The sequence below is a fragment of the Actinoplanes subtropicus genome, assembly GCF_000721705.1.
Lineage (GTDB): Bacteria > Actinomycetota > Actinomycetes > Mycobacteriales > Micromonosporaceae > Actinoplanes > Actinoplanes subtropicus.
Genome location: NZ_JOJL01000002.1, coordinates 493,639 through 512,430, shown reverse-complemented (window position 1 = coordinate 512,430; position 18,792 = coordinate 493,639). Strand labels below are relative to the sequence as shown.

The window sequence follows — 18,792 nt, the reverse complement described above, 5'->3', positions numbered from 1 at the left end:
ACCGACCGAGCTCACAGAAAGTCGCGCAGCCGCCGCGACCGGGCCGGATGCTGCAACTTCGACAAGGTCCGCGCCTCGATCTGCCGTATTCTCTCGCGGGTGACGCCGTAGACGATACCGATCTCCTCCAGCGTTCGCGGGACACCGCAGTCCAGCCCGAACCGCAGGCGCACCACCCCGGCCTCACGCTCGGTGAGGGTGGCCAGGACCGCGTCGACTTCGTCACGCAGCAGGGCGTGGCTGACAGCTTCGAGCGCCACGATCGCATGTTCGTCCTGAATGAATTCCCCGAGCACCGCCATGTCGCTCCCCGGGCCGGTCGGCTGATCGAGCGACAGCACCTCCCGGCCATGCTGCCGAATCTCCACGACCTTTTCCGGCGCGATGTCCATGCAGCCGGCCAGTTCGGCGACCGTGGGATCCCGGCCGTATTCCAGAATCAAATCGCGCTGGGCCCGCCTCAGCCTGTTGATCAGTTCGACGACGTGCGCCGGGATACGAACGACCCGCGCCTGATCGGCCACCGCGCGCGAGACGGCCTGGCGTATCCACCACGTAGCGTAGGTGGAGAATTTGAAGCCCATGCGATAGTCGAACTTCTCGACGGCCCTGATCAGGCCGACATTGCCCTCCTGGATGAGGTCCAGAAAGGGCAGGTTTCGACCCATATAACGCTTTGCGATGCTGACCACGAGGCGCAGGTTGGCCTCCACCAGATCGGCCTTCGCACACTCACCTTCCCGAGAGATGATCCGCAGGTCGCGCGCCAGTTCCGCGCCGAGCCGCCCCTCCGCCTCGTCGTGGGCGCGCAGAAGCTCGGTCGCGTACAGCCCGGCCTCGATGCGCCTGCCGATGTCAGCCTCCTGCTCGCCGGTGAGCAGCGCCGACCGGGCTATCTGCGCCAGATACGCGCGGACCGGATCCAGAACGGCGGCACGGGTTCCGTCAGCTGTCGCTGTCATCGGCTGATCACTCCCAGGACGGTCTCGCGGGGCACCGGGCGACGTGGCCCGGAGGTGCCGCGGTAGCCGGCGTGACCTCGAATACGACGCGCTGGTTCTCTTCCAGGCTCCGGATAAAACCCCACCGGGCGGAGTCTGAACTGCAGCGTGTCGAACCGTAGCACGGTATCGAGATCACGGCGCCCGGCCCGCGACGGGATTCTGCGCCGCACGATGGGGCGGATTTCGGCCGGCGTCGCGCGGCTCCGAAATTCGGCCCCCCTTTTCGCCGCTCGGGCATTGGCCGACGTTCGCCCCTTCCGGCGGTTGCCGCCAGGACGGCGACCCGGCGGTCTCGCTTTTGCGGGGACGCTGCGTTACGCTTCGTCCGTTGCAGTTTTGATTTCCTTGGACGTTCTTGACGCCTGCCGGGTTATCCGATGCCCGCAGGCGTTCTTTATTTCGTCGGTGTCCGGGATGATCAACGCGGCGACGGCGAGCTCCGTAAGGTGCGGAGCTCCAAGCCGGCAGGGAGAAACATGGCAACCGGTACGGTCAAATGGTTCAACGGGGACAAGGGATTCGGCTTCATCACCCAGGACGACGGCGGCAAGGACGTGTTTGCGCACTTCTCGGCCATCGTCACCTCCGGTTACCGCACCCTCGAGGAAAACCAGCGGGTGGAGTTCGACGTCACCCAAGGCGCCAAGGGCCCACAGGCGGAGAACATCCGCCCGCTGTGACACGCGCTCCCGGCGCCTCGCCTGCGAATCGCCGGGCACTACGGCGGCCGATCGTCCATGGTTGCTGATCCGCACATCCGCGTGCCGGCGTCAGCCCGGCGGCGCGTCGGCGTCGATCTCCCGATTCAGGGTCAGTGCTATCACCGCGACGTCGTCGTCGACCTCGGCGAACGAGGTGAGCAGGCCGGCGAGCGCGTCGACGACCGCCGCGGCGCTGGTCGGACCCAGATCCTGCGCGAACTCACGTAACGCCTCATCGCCGTAGCGCCCACCGGCCCGGGTCTTCGCCTCGGTCAGCCCATCGCTGTACAGGATCAACGTGTCGCCCGCTCGGAGGGATATCGTCCGGGTCACCAAGCGCGGTTCGGCCAGGATGCCGATCAACGTCCCGCCTTCCGTGGGGTGGTAGGCGGCGGAACCGTCGGCGCGGACCACCAGAGCCGGCGGGTGACCACCGGAGGCGACTGTCGCGCGGTAAGTGCTCCCCCGGCGCTCGAGAATGCCGAAGATGACGGTGCAGTGCCGATGCCCCGCCGCTGCGTACTCCTGGTACAGGACGGTATTGAGATTCCGCAGCACGGCACCCGGCTCGGGGTCGTAAACGGCGGCCGCGCGCAACGTGTAGCGGGCGGCAGCGGTCACCGCGGCCGCAGCCACCCCCTTCCCCCGGACGTCGCCGAGGAAGAAGCCCCACCGGCCGGCGGAGAGCGGGAAGAGGTCGTAGAAGTCTCCGCCGACCTCGTCGGCCGAGGCCATGTGGTAGTGCGAAGCCGTGGTCATACCGGGCGGAACCGCCAAGGTGGCGGGCAGCAGGCTGCGCTGGAGACCGCCGACGAGCAGTCGCAGCCGGTCCCGTTCCCGGTCGGCCGCCTGGCGTGCCAGCAGCAGCTTGTTCTCGTACGCGCGTCGCTCGCGGGCGTCGAAGACCGTGGTACGAACCATGGCGGGCACACCGTTGTGGCCGGTCTTGACCGTAGATGTGACGAGGACCGGCAGCACCGGACCGTTGCTGGTGCGCATTTCCAGCGCGACGCCCTTGGCCTCGCCTTCCAGCCGCAGAAGCGGCGCGCAGTGCGACTCGTAGAGGAGGCGGCTGCCCGGTGCGAGCAGATCGACGAAGCGGCGGCCGACCAGGTCCGCGCGGGCGTGTCCCAGCCAGGCGAGGAGGGTGGCGTTGACCTTGGCAATCGTGCCGTCCGGCAGCGTGGAGACGAAGCCGCACGGTGCGTTGTCGTACAGGTCGTCGAGGTCGTCCTCCACCAGATCCACCGGCTCGCTCCGGCGACCGGGCCGCCGCACTAGGCCGGGACGCAGTCGGCCGCCGGACGCTCTGCTCGCTTCACGATCCGAGTCTCTCATCCCCGATGCGAGGCGTCACCGCGGCCAGTTGATCCTGCCCGGACGCGGTGGCTCACCGCCCGAGGGCGCTCACGGACAGGGCAGTTCGACGCGCGGACGCTGCCCGGGGCACCGGCCGACGGGCTGAACGAGGTGATGGGCCGGCGAGCGGAGCTGTTCCAGGCCGAGGGGTTGTTGTCGGTGCAGCTGGGCGTCTCGTGGCCGACGCGCTGGCCCGGCTACGCGCCTACGCCTGCGCCGAGGACAGGGCATTGGGAGAAGTAGCACGCGACGTGGTCGCGCGTAGGCTTTCGTTCGATAGCGGCCGCCCGTGACCGCCGTCGGCCCGGCACCCGGAGAAAGGCGGTAGGCCGCTGTGACCACCGTTTCGGCCGAGCGGCTCGCGACGTTGTTCGTCGAGGTAGCCGATACGCTCGTCGACGAATTCGACGTGGTCGAGTTCCTGCAGATGCTCACACAACGCGTGGCCGATCTGTTCGACACCGGCGAGGTCGGCTTGATGCTCGCCGACCACCGGGGGCGGTTGACGTTCATGGCCGCCTCCAACGAGAGCGCTCGGCTGCTGGAACTGTTCCAGCTGCAATACGGCGACGGTCCCTGTCTCGATGCGTTCCGCACCGCCCGCCCGGTGACCAACGTGAACCTGGACGCCGCAACCGACAAGTGGCCCCGATTCGCACCACAGGCCGCCCGCGCCGGCTTCCAATCCGTGCATGCATTCCCCCTCCGACTGCGCAAGGAGGTGCTCGGCGCCATGGGCGTTTTCGGCAGCACCGCCGAGCTCGACGACTCGGACACCCTCATCGTGCAATCCCTCGCCGACGTCGCCGTGATCGGCCTCCTGCAAGAACGCGCCATCCGGCGCGGCGAAATCCTCACCAGCCAACTACAGGGCGCACTCAACAGCCGCATCATCATCGAACAAGCGAAAGGCATCGTCGCCCAGGCCCGCGGCGTAAGTCCCGACGACGCCTTCACCCTGATCCGCGACTTCGCCCGCCGCCACAACCGGCGCCTCGGCGAAGTCGCCGGCAGCATCGTCACCGGCCTCCCCGCCCTGCCGGACCTGGGAAACCCCTAACCGCGGCGAGGACGGCGCCGATAGGGACCGTGAGTCACGTGGCGCCGGCCACGTGGGCCGCGATCGGTACCCCGCGGTCCGATCCCGCTCAGCGGGCCGGGTATACTCCGACTTGACGGCGATGCTGAGACCAGCTCTGCCCGTCAACGGTCCGAAGCCCGCCCGTCACGCGGCGGCGACGTTCGGGCTACTCCAACGGCCGGCCGGTCGCCCCATCAGTGCGAAGAGTTCGCACCACTGCCGCGACCGCGGATGTAGAACATCGCGCCGTGCCGCTGCCGTTCCACCATTGCCGTTGAACTGTCACCGGCCAACCATGCGACTCGCCAGAGGCCTGTGCCGGGACCATTCAACGAACCGAAATCAAGGACGTTCATGACACCGAACCACGACCATGCCACTTTGTTTGTAGCGCCGCCCGCAACCCCCGGTACCAAAGCCGTCGGCAGACCACAGTCGAGCGTCGATCGCGGAGCCGAGGCGATGCACTGGCTTCGCCACCCGTTCGCGGCTCCCGCAGCCCCGGCGCCCGGCTCGGCCCGCTGAACCGCGGACGTGTCCGGCAAGACCTGACGACCACGGTCACGGCCGGAACAGGTCCGGGAGGCTGACGAAATCGGTGACGACGCCGCAGGCGAGTCGATGAGATACCGCCCCGCGACCGGGTGATCACCCGGCGTCCGATCATCGTGGGCCGCCCGACCGGCGGTCACTTGCGCTGCCCTCCACCGCCGAGGCGGGTATGGTGGGGTCCGCACGGCCGCGCATCGGAGCTGCGCGCCCCGATCAAGCACAGCGGCTGACACCGCGCCGGCTGCACCACATGCGGTCGGCACGTCCAGAACATCGGCTGAGACCCCGCCGTTCGAGCCCGGGTGCGACTTCGCCCGTTTGCGGCATCGTCCGAGGTGCCGGTCCGTTCGCCCGCCATACACGCTGGCCGGCCGACGCTCTCGCCGCGTGAGGTCCGCCGACGCGTCACCCCGGCGAGCCGATGACCGGAAGGCACGGCTCATGACCATCAAATTCGGTTTCCTCAGCACCCACCCGCCCACGCGATGCGGGTTGGCGACCTTCAACTCCGCCCTGGCCGCCCATCTTGGCGAGGCCGGCATCGCGGGCGGCGTGGTCCGGGTGGGCGCGAGCGGCGATGACCCGGCGGCGGAGCCCGGCGTGGTGCACACCTGGGACGCCACGGCGACGGCCGGCTGGCGCGAAAGCGCGGAGGTGCTGAACGGTTTCGACATCGCCGTCATCCAGCACGAGTACGGCATCTACCCCGGCCGCGACGGCGGAGAGGTCCTGGCCCTGCTGCACCGCCTCACCGTGCCGAGCATCGTCGTCCTGCACACCGTGCTGACCCATCCCTCCCCCGGGCAGAAGTCGTTGCTGGAACGGATCGTCGCCGCTGCCGGCGCGGTCGTCACCATCACCGCGGCCGCTCACGACCGCTTGCTCCTCGGCTACGCCGTCGATGCCGGAAAAGTCTCCGTGATACCGCACGGCGCATCCGCCTACGCCGGAGCGCCCTCCCCGCGGCGCCCTCAGCCGCACCTGCTCACCTGGGGTCTGCTCGGACCCGGCAAGGGCATCGAGTGGGCGCTGCGTGGACTCGCCCGGTTGCAGGAGCTCAGACCGGCGCCGGTCTACACCGTCGCCGGCCGGACCCACCCCAAGGTGATCGAGCTCCACGGCGAGGCGTACCGGTCCGGACTGCACCGGCTCGGCGCCACCCTGGGCATCGCGCACCAGGTGAACTATCAGTCGGCCTACCTCGACGACGCGGCTCTCGGGCAGCTGATCCATTCCGCCGATGTCGTCGTGCTGCCGTACGACTCCACCGAACAGGTCACCTCTGGCGTCCTGGTGGAGGCCGTGGCGGCCCGGATCCCCGTCGTCGCCACCACCTTCCCGCACGCGGTGGAACTGCTCACCGACGGCCCCGGCCTGCTCGTGCCGCACAAGAACCCGGCCGCCCTCGCGACAGCCATCAGGCGGATCCTCACCACGCCCGGTCTGGCCGCCACCCTGCGCGGACGCACCAGCCTCGCCGAACCCACCCTGCGATGGCCGGCCGTCGCCCGGCGATACCGGGCACTCGCGGAGTCGCTCCTCGCCGATGTCCGCCCGGTCGCGGCGCTCCGCTCGTGACCGCTGCGGAGGCGACCGTCACCACGCCGGACGCCAATGACGCTCCACCACCCCTCTTCACGCACCTCGCCCGCCTCACCGACGACACCGGGCTGTTCGAGCATGCCCGGCATGCCACCCCCCGCCGCGAGCACGGCTATTGCACGGACGACGTCGCCCGCGGTCTCGTCGTCACCAGCCGTGCGGCCGGGCGGTCGCCGGAGGCGCTCCGGCTGTCCGAGTGCTACCTGGCATTCCTCACCCACGCGCAGGACCGCGACGGCGCGTTCCACAACCGGCTCGGATTCCATCGGAGCTGGACCGACCAGACCGGGCTCGGCGACTGGTGGGGCCGAGCCCTGTGGGCCCTGGGAACCGCCGCCGCTCGCCATCCGGCGCCCTGGATCCGCGCCGACGCCGCCCTGGCCTTCACTCGCGGGGCTACTCGCCGATCCGCCGCTCCACGGGCCATGGCGTTCGCCGCGCTCGGCGCCGGCGAACTACTGCGCGCCGATCCGGGCAACCGGGCGGCCGCCGCTCTGCTCGCCGACGCTGTCACCGCAATCGGGCAACCCGGTGAAGATCCCGGCTGGTGCTGGCCACACGAGCGGCTGACCTATGCCAATGCCGCCCTCGCCGAGGCCCTCATCACCGCCGGCGACCTGCTCGGCGAGGCGGCGACATTCGCCGCCGGCCTCCGGATGCTCCAGTGGCTGCTGGACATCCAGACCACCGGCGACCATTTGTCGGTCGTCCCGTCGGTGGGCTGGCGACGCGGCGGGCCCCGGCCCCGGCACGATCAGCAGCCGATCGAGGTGGCCACGCTGGCCGACGCCTGCGCCACCGCCGCCGCCGTCACCGGTGATCACGTCTGGTGGCGGGGGTTGGAGCGCTGCATCGGCTGGTTCCTCGGCGAGAACGACCTGCGCGCCGTCATGTGGGACCGGGCAACCGGCGGCGGCTACGACGGGCTGACCCCGCGCGGGCCGAACCTGAACCAGGGAGCCGAGTCCACCCTCGCTCTCATCGCCACCCTCCAGCACCGCCGCTCGTCGAGCACCGCACCCCCGGCCGTCGCGGCCTGACCGGGGCCGGCCGTATTTCGCCGTGCGTGGGCCGAACGCCCGGCGTCTCGCGTCTGTCGGGGCGTTCGGGCATCGACTACTGTCGTGGGCAGCAGCCCCCGCTGGACGGGTGGCGCCGCCCTGGACCCCGGCGATCATCGCTACGTGCCGTTGGGCGGGGACTCGATGCCGTCGAGCCGCGGCGATCGGGAAGACTCAGTCCTTCATACGGGAAGGGCGGAACCGGCGCGAACGCGCCTGACTCGATCGGCGGCGGGCGGGTGCTCCGTCACAGCACCGCGCCCCGCGGCGCGACCTCGACGGCGGCGACACCTCGGCCGTAGAGCACCACGAGACGATCACCGTGCTTCCCGCGCAGCACGCCCGTGTCCTGGGCCAGCGTCGAGATGACCTTTTCCACGACTTGGCCCTGGTCGGAAGCGTCCGGTTCATCGTACGAGATATCCATGCGGTCGCCGCCGACGAGCCTGACCCGCAACACCGTAGTCGCCATGTCGTCGAAAGTAGCTCGGCCCGCCGTTTCGCGCAGGTCACCTCGTCCGGATCGGGATGCGGCCGGCTGGACCGGACCGGACGGGTCAGCCGCCACTGTCGATCTTGGCGCGCAGCTTGGCCAGTGATCTGCCGAGCAGCCGGGACACATGCATCTGCGAGACGCCTACCTGCCGGGCGATCTCGGACTGGGTCAGATTGCCGTAAAAACGCAGGCAGACGATCTTCTGTTCGCGTTCGTCCAGGCTGGCGAGCGCGGGTCCGAGCGCGATGCGCAGCTCGGCCAGCTCGAAGCCGGCGTCCTCGCCGCCGAGCGTGTCGCCGAGGGTCGTGCTGCCCTCGTCGTTCGCGGGCGTTGACAGGCTGGTGGCGGTGTAGGCACGAGCACCCTCCAGTCCTTCCAGGACCTCCTCCTCGCTGAGGTTCAGGTGCGCGGCGATGTCCGCCACCGTCGGAGAGCGGCCAAGACTGTGCGTGAGGTGGCTGTTCGCGCCGGTGATGGCCAGCCGCAGTTCCTGCAGGCGGCGAGGAACGCGGATCGACCAGGTGCGGTCGCGGAAGTGCCGCTTGAGCTCGCCGATGACAGTGGGGATGGCGAAGGCGACGAATTCGACGCCACGGCCGACCTCGAAACGGTCGACCGCCTTGATGAGGCCCATCACCGCGACCTGGTACAGGTCGTCGGCGGGCTCGCCACGACCCGCGTACCGCCTGGCGAGATGACCGGCCAGCGGGAACCATGCCGCGATCACCCTGTCCCGCAACGCGGGACGGGACGGGTGCCCCGCGGGCAGGGCTGCCAGCGCGGCGATCAACTCAGCAGCCGTACGGGTCGTGGCAAATGATGCCTTGGCGGCAACGGTGGAATCGGCGACGGCAGTCATCGGGCTCCCTACGTGGCGCCGACGACCGCCGGCTCCGGGTTGAGTGGCACGTCACGCTCGGGCCGGCGCGTCGTGTTCTACCTGCCCGCGTCGCATGCCGGGCAAACGTGGGGATCGGCGGGAACCGCACGCGTCGTGGGCGTCGCAGGTGGACGAACCGCGCGTCCCCAGCGGCGGCAACCGGTCAGACTGCCCGTTCGATCCTGTCCAGGAGCTCGGCGGGACGGTTCCGGTCGTCGGCGTCCGCCGCTGCGGACATCGCCATCTCGGCGGCCGCCGAGGTCGCATCAGGTGGCACCACCAGCAGGTCGAAACGGTCCTCGCCGAACTCGGTCACCAGGGTGAGAAGGCTGGCCGGCTGGGAGGTGAACCAGCCGAGCCGGACCATGGTCGGCCCGGCCGCCAGCCGGCGTGGATGAGGCAGGTCCCAATCGGCGGCGCCGAGCAGCACATGGGTGATCTCGCCGCGGACGCCGCGGAGAACCTCGAGCAACGGTGGGAGCTCCGCGGCGGCGTCCGTCGTCCGGGGCCACCAGGCCCCGTCGAATGCGGCCTTGCGGGACGGGCCGCCGTTCAGCTTCATCCGCACGGCGGACGACGCGGGTCTTTTCGTGGCGACGGTCATGATGACTTCTTCCTCGCCGGCGAGGCCGGCGGTCAGTAGCGTTCGATGATCTGGTCGGTGGGGAGGCGTGGCGCACCAGGGGCGACCGGCTCGGCGCCGCAGCTCACCGTGGCCAACCGGCCGTCGAGATCGGAGACCCGCCGCATCCGGCTGCGGACCAGATGCAGGTCGAGCGTGTCGCCGGTGAGCCGCCAGCGCCAGGGCTGGGTGTTGCCGATCGAGGGGGCGTATCCGGCGGCCTCGGCCGCTGCGACCAGGGCCTCGGCAGCGGCCAGGGAGTCGATGGTGCGGGTCGGAGCCTGGATGTTCATGGTGGCCGTCCTCGCGGTTGTCGGTCATGCCGTCGGCCGGGTTGGTGCCGCGCGCCTCGGGGGCTTCGACGGCTGGCCTGTACGGGCGCACCACTCCATGCGTTCTCGACCGTCAGCCGGCACACCGGCCGGATGGGGCACACCGGCCGGATGGAAAGTAGTGGGCGACACGTCAGATGAAGCGCCGGAGGTCGGGTCATAGCCGCGGGGTCCAGGCGGAAGAGAAATGCGTCAGGATGCACGCTGACCGGCTGTGTGTGCGGACGCCGATCCTCCTCCAGCGTACGCCGATTCGGCTCGATCAGGGCTTTCCGGCGACGAGCACCTCGGTGGTGAGGAACATGGCGGCGATCGAGGCGGCATTCTGCAGCGCGCAGCGGGTCACCTTGGCCGGTTCGACGATCCCGTCCTTGATCATGTCGACGTACTCGCCGGTGGCGGCGTTGAGACCGTGACCGGCAGGGAGAGATTTGACCTTGCCGCTGACGACGCCGCCTTCGAGGCCGGCGTTCTCGGCGATCTGCCGCAACGGCGCGGTCAGCGCGACCCGCACGATGTTCGCACCGGTGGCCTCGTCGCCGGTGAGGTCGAGCTTGTCGAATGCGGTGTCGGCGGCGTTGGCCAGCGCCACGCCGCCCCCGGGCAGCAGACCCTCCTCGATGGCGGCCTTGGCGTTGCGCACGGCGTCCTCGATGCGGTGTTTGCGCTCCTTCAGCTCCACCTCGGTGGACGCCCCGACCTTGATCACCGCGACCCCGCCGGCCAATTTCGCCAGCCGCTCCCGGAGCTTGTCCCGGTCGTAGTCGGAGTCGCTGCCGTCGATCTCGGCACGGAGCTGGGCGACCCGCCCGTTGATCTCGGCGACGACCCCGCCACCGTCCACGATGGTGGTCTCGTCCTCGGTGACCACGATCCTGCGGGCCCGGCCGAGCACATCGAGGCCGGCGTTCTCCAGGGTTATGCCGACCGTTTCACTGACCACCTGGCCTCCGCTGAGCACGGCAAGGTCGGCCAGCATGGCGGTGCGCCGGTCACCGAACCCGGGTGCCTTGATCGCCACCGAAGTGAGGGTGCCCCGGATGTTGTTGACGACCAGGGTCGCCAAGGCCTCGTCCGCCACATCCTCCGCGACGACGGCGAGCGGCCTGCCCGCCCGCACGACCTTCTCCATGATCGGCAGCAGGTCGTTCAGGTTCGCTATCCGGTCGTCGACGATCAGCAGGTACGGCTCTTCGAGGACCGCTTCCGACCGCTCGGCGTCGGTGATGAAGTACGGAGAGATGTAGCCCTTGTCGAAACGCATGCCCTCGGTGAGCTCGAGCTCGAGACCGAAGGTGTTGCCCTCCTCGACGGTGACGACGCCGTCCTTGCCGACCTTGTCCATCGCGTCGGCGATCATCTCGCCGACCGCCGGGTCGGCGGCCGAGATCGACGCGGTGGCCGCTATCTGCGCCCTGGTCTCGACCTCCTGGGCCTGATTGCCCAACGCCTCGGTCACCGCGGCGACGGCCTGCTCGATGCCGCGCTTGAGCGCGATCGGACTGGCCCCGGCCGCGACGTTCCGCAACCCCTCGTGGACCAGCGCCTGGGCGAGCACCGTCGCCGTGGTCGTTCCGTCGCCGGCTGTCTCGTCGGTCTTCTTCGCGACCTCCTTGACGAGTTCGGCGCCGAGCCTCTCGTACGGGTCGTCGAGCTCTATCTCCCGGGCGATGCTCACGCCGTCGTTGGTGATCGTGGGCGGACCCCACGGAGTGCCCAGCACGACGTTGCGCCCCTTCGGGCCCAGGGTCACCTTCACCGTGTCAGCGAGGACATTCATGCCCCGCTCCAAGCCACGGCGGGCCTCTTGTCCGAATGCGATCAACTTGGCCATCTGCGGAATCCTCACCATCGTCGTGCCCACGTGCAGCACCTGCTCGGGCCGACCTGCGATGACCGCTGCTACGGCCCCCCTCCCGGGGGTTCCATCCCATTCGGTTGGCACTCACACCAGGCGAGTGCTAGCTACAGTGCAGCACCCATCCCCCGAAAGCACAAGGCGACGCGGCCTGGCGCAGGTCCGGAGTCGCCGGGATAGGGTCGGGTCGAGATTGCGGGCCGGCGGTTCGCGGCTGCTCCGGACCACGGCAACACCCGTCTCCCCACTCGGTTCCTGCCATTTCTGTCGAGGCGGTGGTGAACCGGTGGCCGACCTCCTTTCCGCGGCGCACGATGAGGGGGTGCGCGCAGTCCTCGCGGTCCTGCTGCAGGTCAGCGCGGCCAGGCTCGGAGTGCTCGACATGTTTCGCGCCCGAGCGGGCCGGTTGTCCGGGGACGAACCGCGCCAGGCAATCGTCTTCACCGATCTGACGATCCACACGCACGGCTCCGGGGACGACGTCGTGCAAGATCGGCGGCCCACCGACTCGACGAGGCGATCGCGCCCCCGCATGCCGGCCAGGCTAGGAGCACACATGACCACCATTTCCCCGCAGCGACTGGCGTCGATCTTCGTCGAGGTCGCCGACACTCTCGTCGACGAGTTCGACCTGATCGACTTCCTGCACATGCTCACCGATCGGATAGCGAACCTGGTCGGCGTGTCGACGGTCGGGCTGCTGCTTGCCGACGAACACGGCCGACTGCAGTTCATGGCGGCCTCCGACGAGAACACCAAACTCCTCGAACTGTTCCAGGTCCAGCACCATGAGGGTCCCTGCCTGGAGGCCTACCACACCGCCCGGTCGGTGATCAACGCGGACCTGAGCCGGGCCCAGGCCCGGTGGCCGCGTTTCGCCCCCCGCGCCACGGCGGCCGGGTTCCGCGCGGTGCACGCCTTCCCGCTCCGCCTGCGCAAGGAGGTGATCGGCGCGTTGAACGTCTTCGGCACCGAGATCGGCGGCGGCTTCGACGACGGCGACGTCCAGATCATTCAGGCACTCGCCGACGTCGCCGCGATCGGGCTGCTGCAGGAACGGGCCATCAGCCGGAGCGAAATTCTCACCCAGCAGCTCCAAGGCGCACTCAACAGCCGGATCGTCATCGAGCAAGCGAAAGGCGTGATCGCCCAGGTCCTCGGCCTCAGCGTCGACGAGGCTTTCCGGATCATCCGCGACTATGCCCGCAGCCACAACCGGCGGCTCGGCGACGTCGCCCACGCCATCGTCAACGACCCGGCCGGCTCGGCCGTCATCGCCGGCCCCGGCCACCCCCGTGCTGACTGAACCGGCGCTCCCCCACCCGGATCCGATCAGAACATGGTCAGCTTGGTGCGGCCACCGTGGCCCACACCACCTTGCCGTCACGCGTCGGCAGGGCACCCCACACGACCGCGGTGGTATGCACCAGCCGCAGTCCGCGCCCGCGTTCGTCGAGCGAGGCCTGCGGAACAACGAGTTCACGCTCATCCGGGTGCGGGAACCGTCCGACGCAGTCATGAACCGAGACGTGGATTCGTACGCCACCGCGTGACACGGTCACGATGAAGTCGGTGCCGGCGTGCTCCACCGCGTTGGCCGCCAGCTCGGAGACGATCAGCCGGGCGTCCGACAGCAGCGCCGGCAGCCGCCACGCGTGACATGCCTGCATGACGAGGTCGCGGGCAGATCTGACGGACCCCGGCTGGGGATCCAGGCGAGCCTGCAGGCGGTCGGCTTGCGGCGTCCGCTTGCCGATCGCCGTCCGCGCCTCGAGCACGGAGGCGAAGACCCGCGGTTGCGGACCTTGGAGAAACCGGACTCGGCGGCTGAACACGGTCGCGCGGGGGAGGCAGAACGTCATTCTCACCGGCGCGGTTCCGAGCCGTGCCCGCCTCCAGAGCATCAACCAGTAGGACACGCTCACCCCATCGGGATCCCCCAGATCGCTCAGGTCGACGATGATCGAAGTGGAGGGCCCGGCCAGGCACAAGCGGAGGGCGGCGGAAGCCTGCTCGGCCAGGGATGGCGACCATTGGCCGCGCACCGCCAGTTCGACCATTGCCAGATCGGCGTCAGCGGCGACGGCCACCCCCACGCCCGGACCATCGGTGACCGCATCGAGCAGGTGCGAGCGCTCCGCCCGCTCGGGCCGGCTCGCGGAGGTCACAGTGAACCGTCCGGGCGGGCGACACGCCGGCTCGGTCGCACGATCAAGGAACGCTTCGACGGACGGCTCTTGACGGACACAACAGCTCCCGGGCGTCGTTCCAGAACTGGGACGCCACCGGGGACTGGGGCAGCTTGAGCGGGGAAGAACCTCATCCCCGACCCGACGACGATACCCCGTGCGGCCGACAAGACTGGTCACCGTGAGGGTGAAGACGAGTCACATACGCGGTCGCGGCGCGGCGCGGCGCGGGGGCGTACGGTTGCAGCATCGCCCCAGACCCCGGCTGCCGGATATCGGCGCTGCACATGCGCCGGTGTGGAGACGGAGGCCGTCGTGCTCGTACTTCTGATCGTCCTGCTCGTGCTCTGGCTCATTCTGACGATCGTCGGCTTCGCCATCAACGGCCTGCTGTGGCTGGCGATCATCGGCATCGTGCTGTTCGTCGGGACCGTCGCGATCGGCATGGTCCGGCGTCGAGCGCTCCGTCGCTAGTTGTCCCGACCCGCGGACCGGCACGACCGCGACGGATCAGCGGTGTCGCGCGGCGAAGGTGGGTGCGCTCCGGGTGGCGACATCAGGCCGCGAGCAGAACCGCGTACCGCCGCGCCGCGACGGGCGACGCGGAGCGAAACGGCGTACTGTGACGTTGTCACTCCGGTCCCTGGTGGCGCAGTCCTGAAGACATCGGACTCACTGCCGCCCGAGGGGTCGACCATGCCGGGAAGCACGCCTTCGTCGATCGTCGTTCGCCTGCGTGGCGATCCGGTGTCGTCATGACGGCGGCTGCCACATCGCCGACCACCGATGCCTTGCTGGTCCGGCTGCACAGACTGGCGCCCGGCGATGCGGGTCGGGCGGCGACGCGGGCCCAGGTGATCGACGAATATCCGCCGATGTCCGTGTGGGTGGCTCGCCGCTTCGGCGGCCGTGGTGAACCGATGGCCGATCTCACCCAGGTCGCCGCGATCGGGTTGATCAATGCGGTCGACCGCTTCGATCCCGCGCGTGGCGTGGCGTTCTCCAGTTACGCGATCCCCACGATGGTCGGGGAGATCAAGCGATACTTCCGCGACGCCGGATGGACCGCCCACGTGCCCCGCCACCTGCAGGAGCTCGCTCCGCGCCGGTCCGCGGCCGTCGACCATCTGACGCAGGCGCTGCACCGCTCGCCGACGACGCGGGAGGTGGCCCCCCGGCTCGGGGTCAGTCCCGACCAGGTATTCGACAGCCGCCGGAGCGCTCATGCCTATCGGCCGTGGTCGTTGGAACAACCGGTGCACGGCACACGGGACATGCGTCTGATCGACCTGCTGAGCGAAGCCGACTCCGCGCTCGAGGCCGTGGATCGGCGCGAGACGTTGCGGCGGGCGCTGGCCAGTTTGCCGGCGCGGGAGCGGCGGGTCGTCGGCTTACGGTTCGTCGGCGAGATGAGCCGGGCGCAGATCGCCGCGCGGGTCGGCGTGTCGCAGATGCAGGTCTCGCGATTGCTGACCCGTTCGCTGATCAGGCTGCGGGCCGTCATGGAGGTCGACGAGGTCGCCGCTTCCGGCGCCGGCCACGTCGTCGATGCGAGTTGTCCGGGTGATCGTTGATCTCGAGTCGTTTCTGGGGGGCCGGGGGAAGGTGGTGTCCCGGGGGTGGGAACGCCCGGGACACCACCACACCTGACCTTGGACCAGGATGTCCGATCCGTCGTGAGTGCTCCCCGGCCGTGAGTACGCGTGGCCGGCCACCGTTTCGTGCCGGCCGCTCGGGGTACACCGACGGGGACGGACATGGCGGCGTCGCGCGTCGGCGCACACCTGCATCGAGCGTGCCGTCCGTTCCCTTTCTCCGGCACCGGCCACATCGTCAGGCCGCAAACGCCGGCTCACGGCATATCGACGACACCGATCGCACGTGGAGCTCGCGCCGAGCCGGTTACGGCATCGCCGGGACACACCGCGAGCTTCCGGTCGTGACCGTTCACGGTCCCAGGCACGAGTCCCACCGAGGAGATCATCATGACCCAGCCCCCTCGTACGCCGGCACCGCTTCATCGACAGGTATCGTCGCCGGTCGCGGACACCGTGGGCTGGATCGCCACCGACGTCCGAGCCGTGGACACCGCCCGGCTGTTGGCCGCCGACGCGGTGGAGCGCGCCGGGAGCGGCCATCCGGGCACCGCGATGAGCCTGGCTCCGCTCGCCCACCTGCTCTTTCACGACGTGCTGCGGCACGACCCGAACGACGATCAGTGGCTCGGCCGGGACCGGCTCGTGCTGTCCGCCGGGCACACCAGCCTCACCCTTTACGTCCAGCTCTACCTCAGCGGCTACGGCCTGGAGCTCGACGACCTGCGTGCCCTCCGCACCTGGGGTTCCGCCACCCCGGGGCACCCCGAGCACCGGCACACGCGCGGCATCGAGATCACGACCGGGCCGCTCGGCCAAGGTCTCGCGAGTGCCGTCGGCATGGCCATGGCCGCGCGCCGCGAGCGCGGGCTGCTCGACCCCGACGCCGCACCCGGCGACAGCCCGTTCGACCACCACGTGTACGTCATCGCGTCCGACGGCGACCTCATGGAGGGCCTCACCGCCGAGGCCAGCTCCCTCGCCGGCCACCAGCGTCTCGGTAACCTCATCGTCTTCTACGACGCCAACCACATCTCCATCGAGGACGACACCGGCATCTCCGTCAGCGAAGACGTTCCCGCACGATACGCCTCGTACGGCTGGCATGTCCGGACCGTCGACTGGACCCGCACCGGCGCGTACGTCGAGGACGTCGACGCGCTGAGCGCCGCGATCACGGCGGCAAGGGCGGAGACCGGCCGGCCATCCTTTATCGAGCTACGCACCGTCATCGGCTGGCCCGCCCCTACCAAACGGAACACCGGTCAGGCACACGGTGCCGCATTGGGCGTCGGAGAGGTCGCCGCGACCAAGCGGATACTCGGCTTCAACCCGGCCGCCACGTTCGCCGTCGAGGATGACGTGCTGACCCGAACCCGGGAAGCCGTCGCGCGTGGAACCCGCCTACACCGGGAATGGCTTCCGCGCTTCCAAGCATGGCGCAGAAACCACCCGCAGCGGGCCGCTCTGCTGGACCGGCTGCAGGAACGACAGCTGCCCGACGGCTGGAGCACGGCACTGCCCACCTTCGAGCCGGATCCCCAAGGCATATCCACCCGTGCGGCGTCCGGCGAGGTGCTTTCGGCCTTGGCGCCGCTGCTGCCCGAGCTCTGGGGCGGTTCGGCCGACCTCGCCGAGAGCAACAACACCACCATGACCGGCCAATCCTCCTTCATTCCGGCCGACCGCCAGACCCGTCAATGGCCCGGCGGTCCCTACGGCCGGACCCTGCACTTCGGCATCCGCGAGCACGCCATGGGCGCCATCCTCAACGGCATCGCTCTGCAAAGCCTCACCCGCCCGTACGGCGGCACGTTCCTGGTGTTCAGCGACTACATGCGGCCGGCAGTCCGATTGGCGGCTCTCATGCAACTGCCGGTCACCTACATCTGGACCCACGACTCCATCGGCCTCGGCGAGGACGGGCCGACCCACCAGCCGGTCGAACACCTCGCCGCGCTACGCGCCATCCCCGGCCTCGACGTCGTCCGTCCCGGCGACGCCAACGAGACCACAGCCTGCTGGCGCGCCATCCTCGAACACAGCGACCGGCCGGCCGGCCTGATCCTCACCCGCCAGAACCTGCCCGTGCTCGAGCGCGGCGCGCGGGCGTACACCTCCGCGGACGGCGCCGCTCGGGGTGGTTATCTCCTGGCCGGCGCCGGGGAGGACGCGGACGTCCTGCTGATCGGCACCGGCTCGGAGGTACAGATCGCGCTCGAGGCCCGCGCGTTGCTCGCCGACGATGGCGTCACCGCCCGCGTGATCTCGATGCCCTGCCGGGAATGGTTCGCCCAGCAACCGTCCGCCTACCGCGACGAGGTGCTGCCGCCGGCCGTGCGGGCGCGAGTCAGTGTCGAGGCTGGCATCGGGCAGGGCTGGCGCGACATAGTCGGCGACGCCGGCCGCATCATCAGCCTCGAGCATTTCGGCGCCTCCGCCGACTACCAACGCCTCTTCCGCGAATTCGGCATCACGGCGCAAGCAGTCGCAGCGGCAGCTTGCGACTCCATCCGCGACACCCGTGGTCCGGTGCGCCCCGGCGGCTTCCAGCCCACCGCCGCCCCCACCATCGGCGGCACCGGCGACCGACCCGTCACCACCGGCAAAGAGGAACTGGCTTCATGAATGAGCCAGCGTCACCCGGCCCGCCACCATCCCGAGCGCTGCGCTCGAGGCTCTCGGCCGCGACCAGTTGCCGGAGCTGGGCGCCCGCATGAACGACATGCGGGAGAAGGCGCCGCGCGGCCCGGCTCAGCCCTCGGCGCTGAAGAAGGCGGTCGACGCGATCACGGCGTGACAGCCGGCCGGCCGCGTACTGTTGAGATGTCATCGCCCCGGACCACGGCGTCTTCCGGACACGCCAGAGGCCGCCATGGAAACGTTCCAGGTAATCATCTCGCCCGATGTCGTCGAGGTCCTGCACCGCGAGCATGAGCAGATCCGACAGCTGTGCACGGATGTGCGAACCGCTGAACGCGAGCGGAAGAAGTATCGGCTCGCGGTCCTGCGGCGCGCCGTCCACCTGCACGAGCTCGGGGAGCTCGCGGTCGCTCACCCGGCCGCCCGCGGCAGCGGCCCGACCGGCGACGCCATCGCTCTCGCCTGTCAGGCGGAGGGCGAACGGCTCGAACGCCTGCTCACCGAGCTCGGCCGGCTCGGCGTCGAGCACCCCGCCTTCGACGCCAGGTTCATGGCCGTGTCCAGCGCGCTGCTCGACCACGCCACGCAGGAGGAGCGAGAAGAGTTCCCGCTGCTGCGCCGCTACGTACCCGTGCAACGGCTGCACATGATGGCCGGCGAGATGCAGGACATCCGGCTGATGGCCGTCGACTGAGACACCCAGGCCCGGTGGCGATCCACCGGCCACCTCCGTCCGGCGCATGTTTGCCCCGGCCGGGTGTGGGGCACCCCATCAGGAAGATGCTCTCGGGCTGCGCGCCGGGCCCACCGGAAGGAA

The 18,792-nt window shown here is 69.8% G+C and carries 16 protein-coding genes and 1 pseudogene; 9 read left to right on the top strand and 8 right to left on the bottom strand.

Annotated elements, in window-relative coordinates; genetic code table 11:
- Nucleotides 1–11 precede the first annotated feature (11 nt).
- The gene (locus tag IH26_RS0104320) at nucleotides 12–962 is read right to left on the bottom strand and encodes an RNA polymerase sigma factor (RefSeq protein ID WP_030434778.1); all 951 of its coding nucleotides are present in this window, start codon (nucleotides 960–962) and stop codon (nucleotides 12–14) included.
- A gap of 518 nt (nucleotides 963–1,480) precedes the next feature.
- Here IH26_RS0104320 and cspE point away from each other — a divergent pair.
- Nucleotides 1,481–1,684, top strand: a complete 204-nt coding sequence (gene cspE / locus IH26_RS0104315) for a transcription antiterminator/RNA stability regulator CspE (RefSeq protein WP_030434777.1) — start codon at nucleotides 1,481–1,483, stop codon at nucleotides 1,682–1,684.
- 90 nt (nucleotides 1,685–1,774) lie between these two features.
- Here cspE and IH26_RS0104310 read toward each other — a convergent pair whose 3' ends face one another.
- The gene (locus IH26_RS0104310) at nucleotides 1,775–2,953 is read right to left on the bottom strand and encodes a SpoIIE family protein phosphatase (RefSeq protein ID WP_245664901.1); all 1,179 of its coding nucleotides are present in this window, start codon (nucleotides 2,951–2,953) and stop codon (nucleotides 1,775–1,777) included.
- Between the two features lie 445 nt (nucleotides 2,954–3,398).
- Here IH26_RS0104310 and IH26_RS0104305 point away from each other — a divergent pair, with 445 nt between their 5' ends.
- From IH26_RS0104305 to IH26_RS0104295, 3 genes are all read left to right on the top strand, one after another.
- Nucleotides 3,399–4,124 carry a GAF and ANTAR domain-containing protein gene (locus IH26_RS0104305; protein ID WP_030434775.1) on the top strand — a complete coding sequence of 242 codons (726 nt, stop codon included), beginning with the start codon at nucleotides 3,399–3,401 and terminating at the stop codon, nucleotides 4,122–4,124.
- A gap of 1,014 nt (nucleotides 4,125–5,138) precedes the next feature.
- Nucleotides 5,139–6,275, top strand: a complete 1,137-nt coding sequence (locus IH26_RS0104300; protein WP_030434774.1) for a glycosyltransferase — start codon at nucleotides 5,139–5,141, stop codon at nucleotides 6,273–6,275.
- Nucleotides 6,272–7,339 (top strand): hypothetical protein, encoded by a 1,068-nt coding sequence (locus tag IH26_RS0104295; RefSeq protein ID WP_051807463.1) that lies wholly within the window; start codon nucleotides 6,272–6,274, stop codon nucleotides 7,337–7,339. Before IH26_RS0104300 ends, IH26_RS0104295 begins: the two co-directional genes overlap by 4 nt.
- 268 nt (nucleotides 7,340–7,607) lie before the next feature.
- Here IH26_RS0104295 and IH26_RS0104290 read toward each other — a convergent pair whose 3' ends face one another.
- From IH26_RS0104290 to groL, 5 genes are all read right to left on the bottom strand, one after another.
- A complete protein-coding gene (locus IH26_RS0104290; protein ID WP_030434772.1) occupies nucleotides 7,608–7,832 on the bottom strand; it encodes a hypothetical protein in 225 nt (74 codons plus the stop codon).
- An 85-nt stretch (nucleotides 7,833–7,917) separates the two neighbouring features.
- Entirely contained in the window at nucleotides 7,918–8,715 is a 798-nt protein-coding gene (locus IH26_RS0104285) for a SigB/SigF/SigG family RNA polymerase sigma factor (protein WP_030434771.1), read from the bottom strand.
- 184 nt (nucleotides 8,716–8,899) lie between these two features.
- Nucleotides 8,900–9,340, bottom strand: a complete 441-nt coding sequence (locus IH26_RS0104280; protein WP_051807462.1) for a DUF5994 family protein — start codon at nucleotides 9,338–9,340, stop codon at nucleotides 8,900–8,902.
- A 32-nt stretch (nucleotides 9,341–9,372) separates the two neighbouring features.
- Nucleotides 9,373–9,651 (bottom strand): hypothetical protein, encoded by a 279-nt coding sequence (locus IH26_RS0104275; protein ID WP_030434769.1) that lies wholly within the window; start codon nucleotides 9,649–9,651, stop codon nucleotides 9,373–9,375.
- Nucleotides 9,652–9,952: 301 nt separating this feature from the next.
- Nucleotides 9,953–11,524, bottom strand: coding sequence for a chaperonin GroEL (gene groL, locus IH26_RS0104270; RefSeq protein WP_030434768.1), 1,572 nt, complete (start codon nucleotides 11,522–11,524; stop codon nucleotides 9,953–9,955).
- Nucleotides 11,525–12,104: 580 nt separating this feature from the next.
- On the opposite strand from groL, the gene IH26_RS0104265 reads away from it, so the two are divergent.
- The gene (locus IH26_RS0104265) at nucleotides 12,105–12,854 is read left to right on the top strand and encodes a GAF and ANTAR domain-containing protein (RefSeq protein WP_030434767.1); all 750 of its coding nucleotides are present in this window, start codon (nucleotides 12,105–12,107) and stop codon (nucleotides 12,852–12,854) included.
- Between the two features lie 37 nt (nucleotides 12,855–12,891).
- Here IH26_RS0104265 and IH26_RS0104260 read toward each other — a convergent pair whose 3' ends face one another.
- Nucleotides 12,892–13,716 (bottom strand): ATP-binding protein, encoded by an 825-nt coding sequence (locus IH26_RS0104260; RefSeq protein ID WP_051807460.1) that lies wholly within the window; start codon nucleotides 13,714–13,716, stop codon nucleotides 12,892–12,894.
- Nucleotides 13,717–14,052: 336 nt separating this feature from the next.
- On the opposite strand from IH26_RS0104260, the gene IH26_RS61155 reads away from it, so the two are divergent.
- The 4 genes and pseudogenes from IH26_RS61155 to IH26_RS0104235 all read left to right on the top strand — a co-directional run bounded on the left by IH26_RS61155 (nucleotide 14,053) and on the right by IH26_RS0104235 (nucleotide 18,669).
- Nucleotides 14,053–14,211, top strand: a complete 159-nt coding sequence (locus tag IH26_RS61155) for a hypothetical protein (protein ID WP_034213688.1) — start codon at nucleotides 14,053–14,055, stop codon at nucleotides 14,209–14,211.
- Nucleotides 14,212–14,492: 281 nt separating this feature from the next.
- Entirely contained in the window at nucleotides 14,493–15,311 is an 819-nt protein-coding gene (locus IH26_RS0104250) for a SigB/SigF/SigG family RNA polymerase sigma factor (RefSeq protein WP_051807458.1), read from the top strand.
- A 411-nt stretch (nucleotides 15,312–15,722) separates the two neighbouring features.
- Nucleotides 15,723–17,834 (top strand): annotated as a pseudogene (gene tkt / locus IH26_RS0104245) (transketolase); the annotation flags it as partial.
- Between the two features lie 373 nt (nucleotides 17,835–18,207).
- Nucleotides 18,208–18,669: a hemerythrin domain-containing protein gene (locus IH26_RS0104235; RefSeq protein WP_051807456.1), complete on the top strand. Its 462-nt coding sequence runs from the start codon at nucleotides 18,208–18,210 to the stop codon at nucleotides 18,667–18,669.
- Nucleotides 18,670–18,792: the final 123 nt, after the last annotated feature.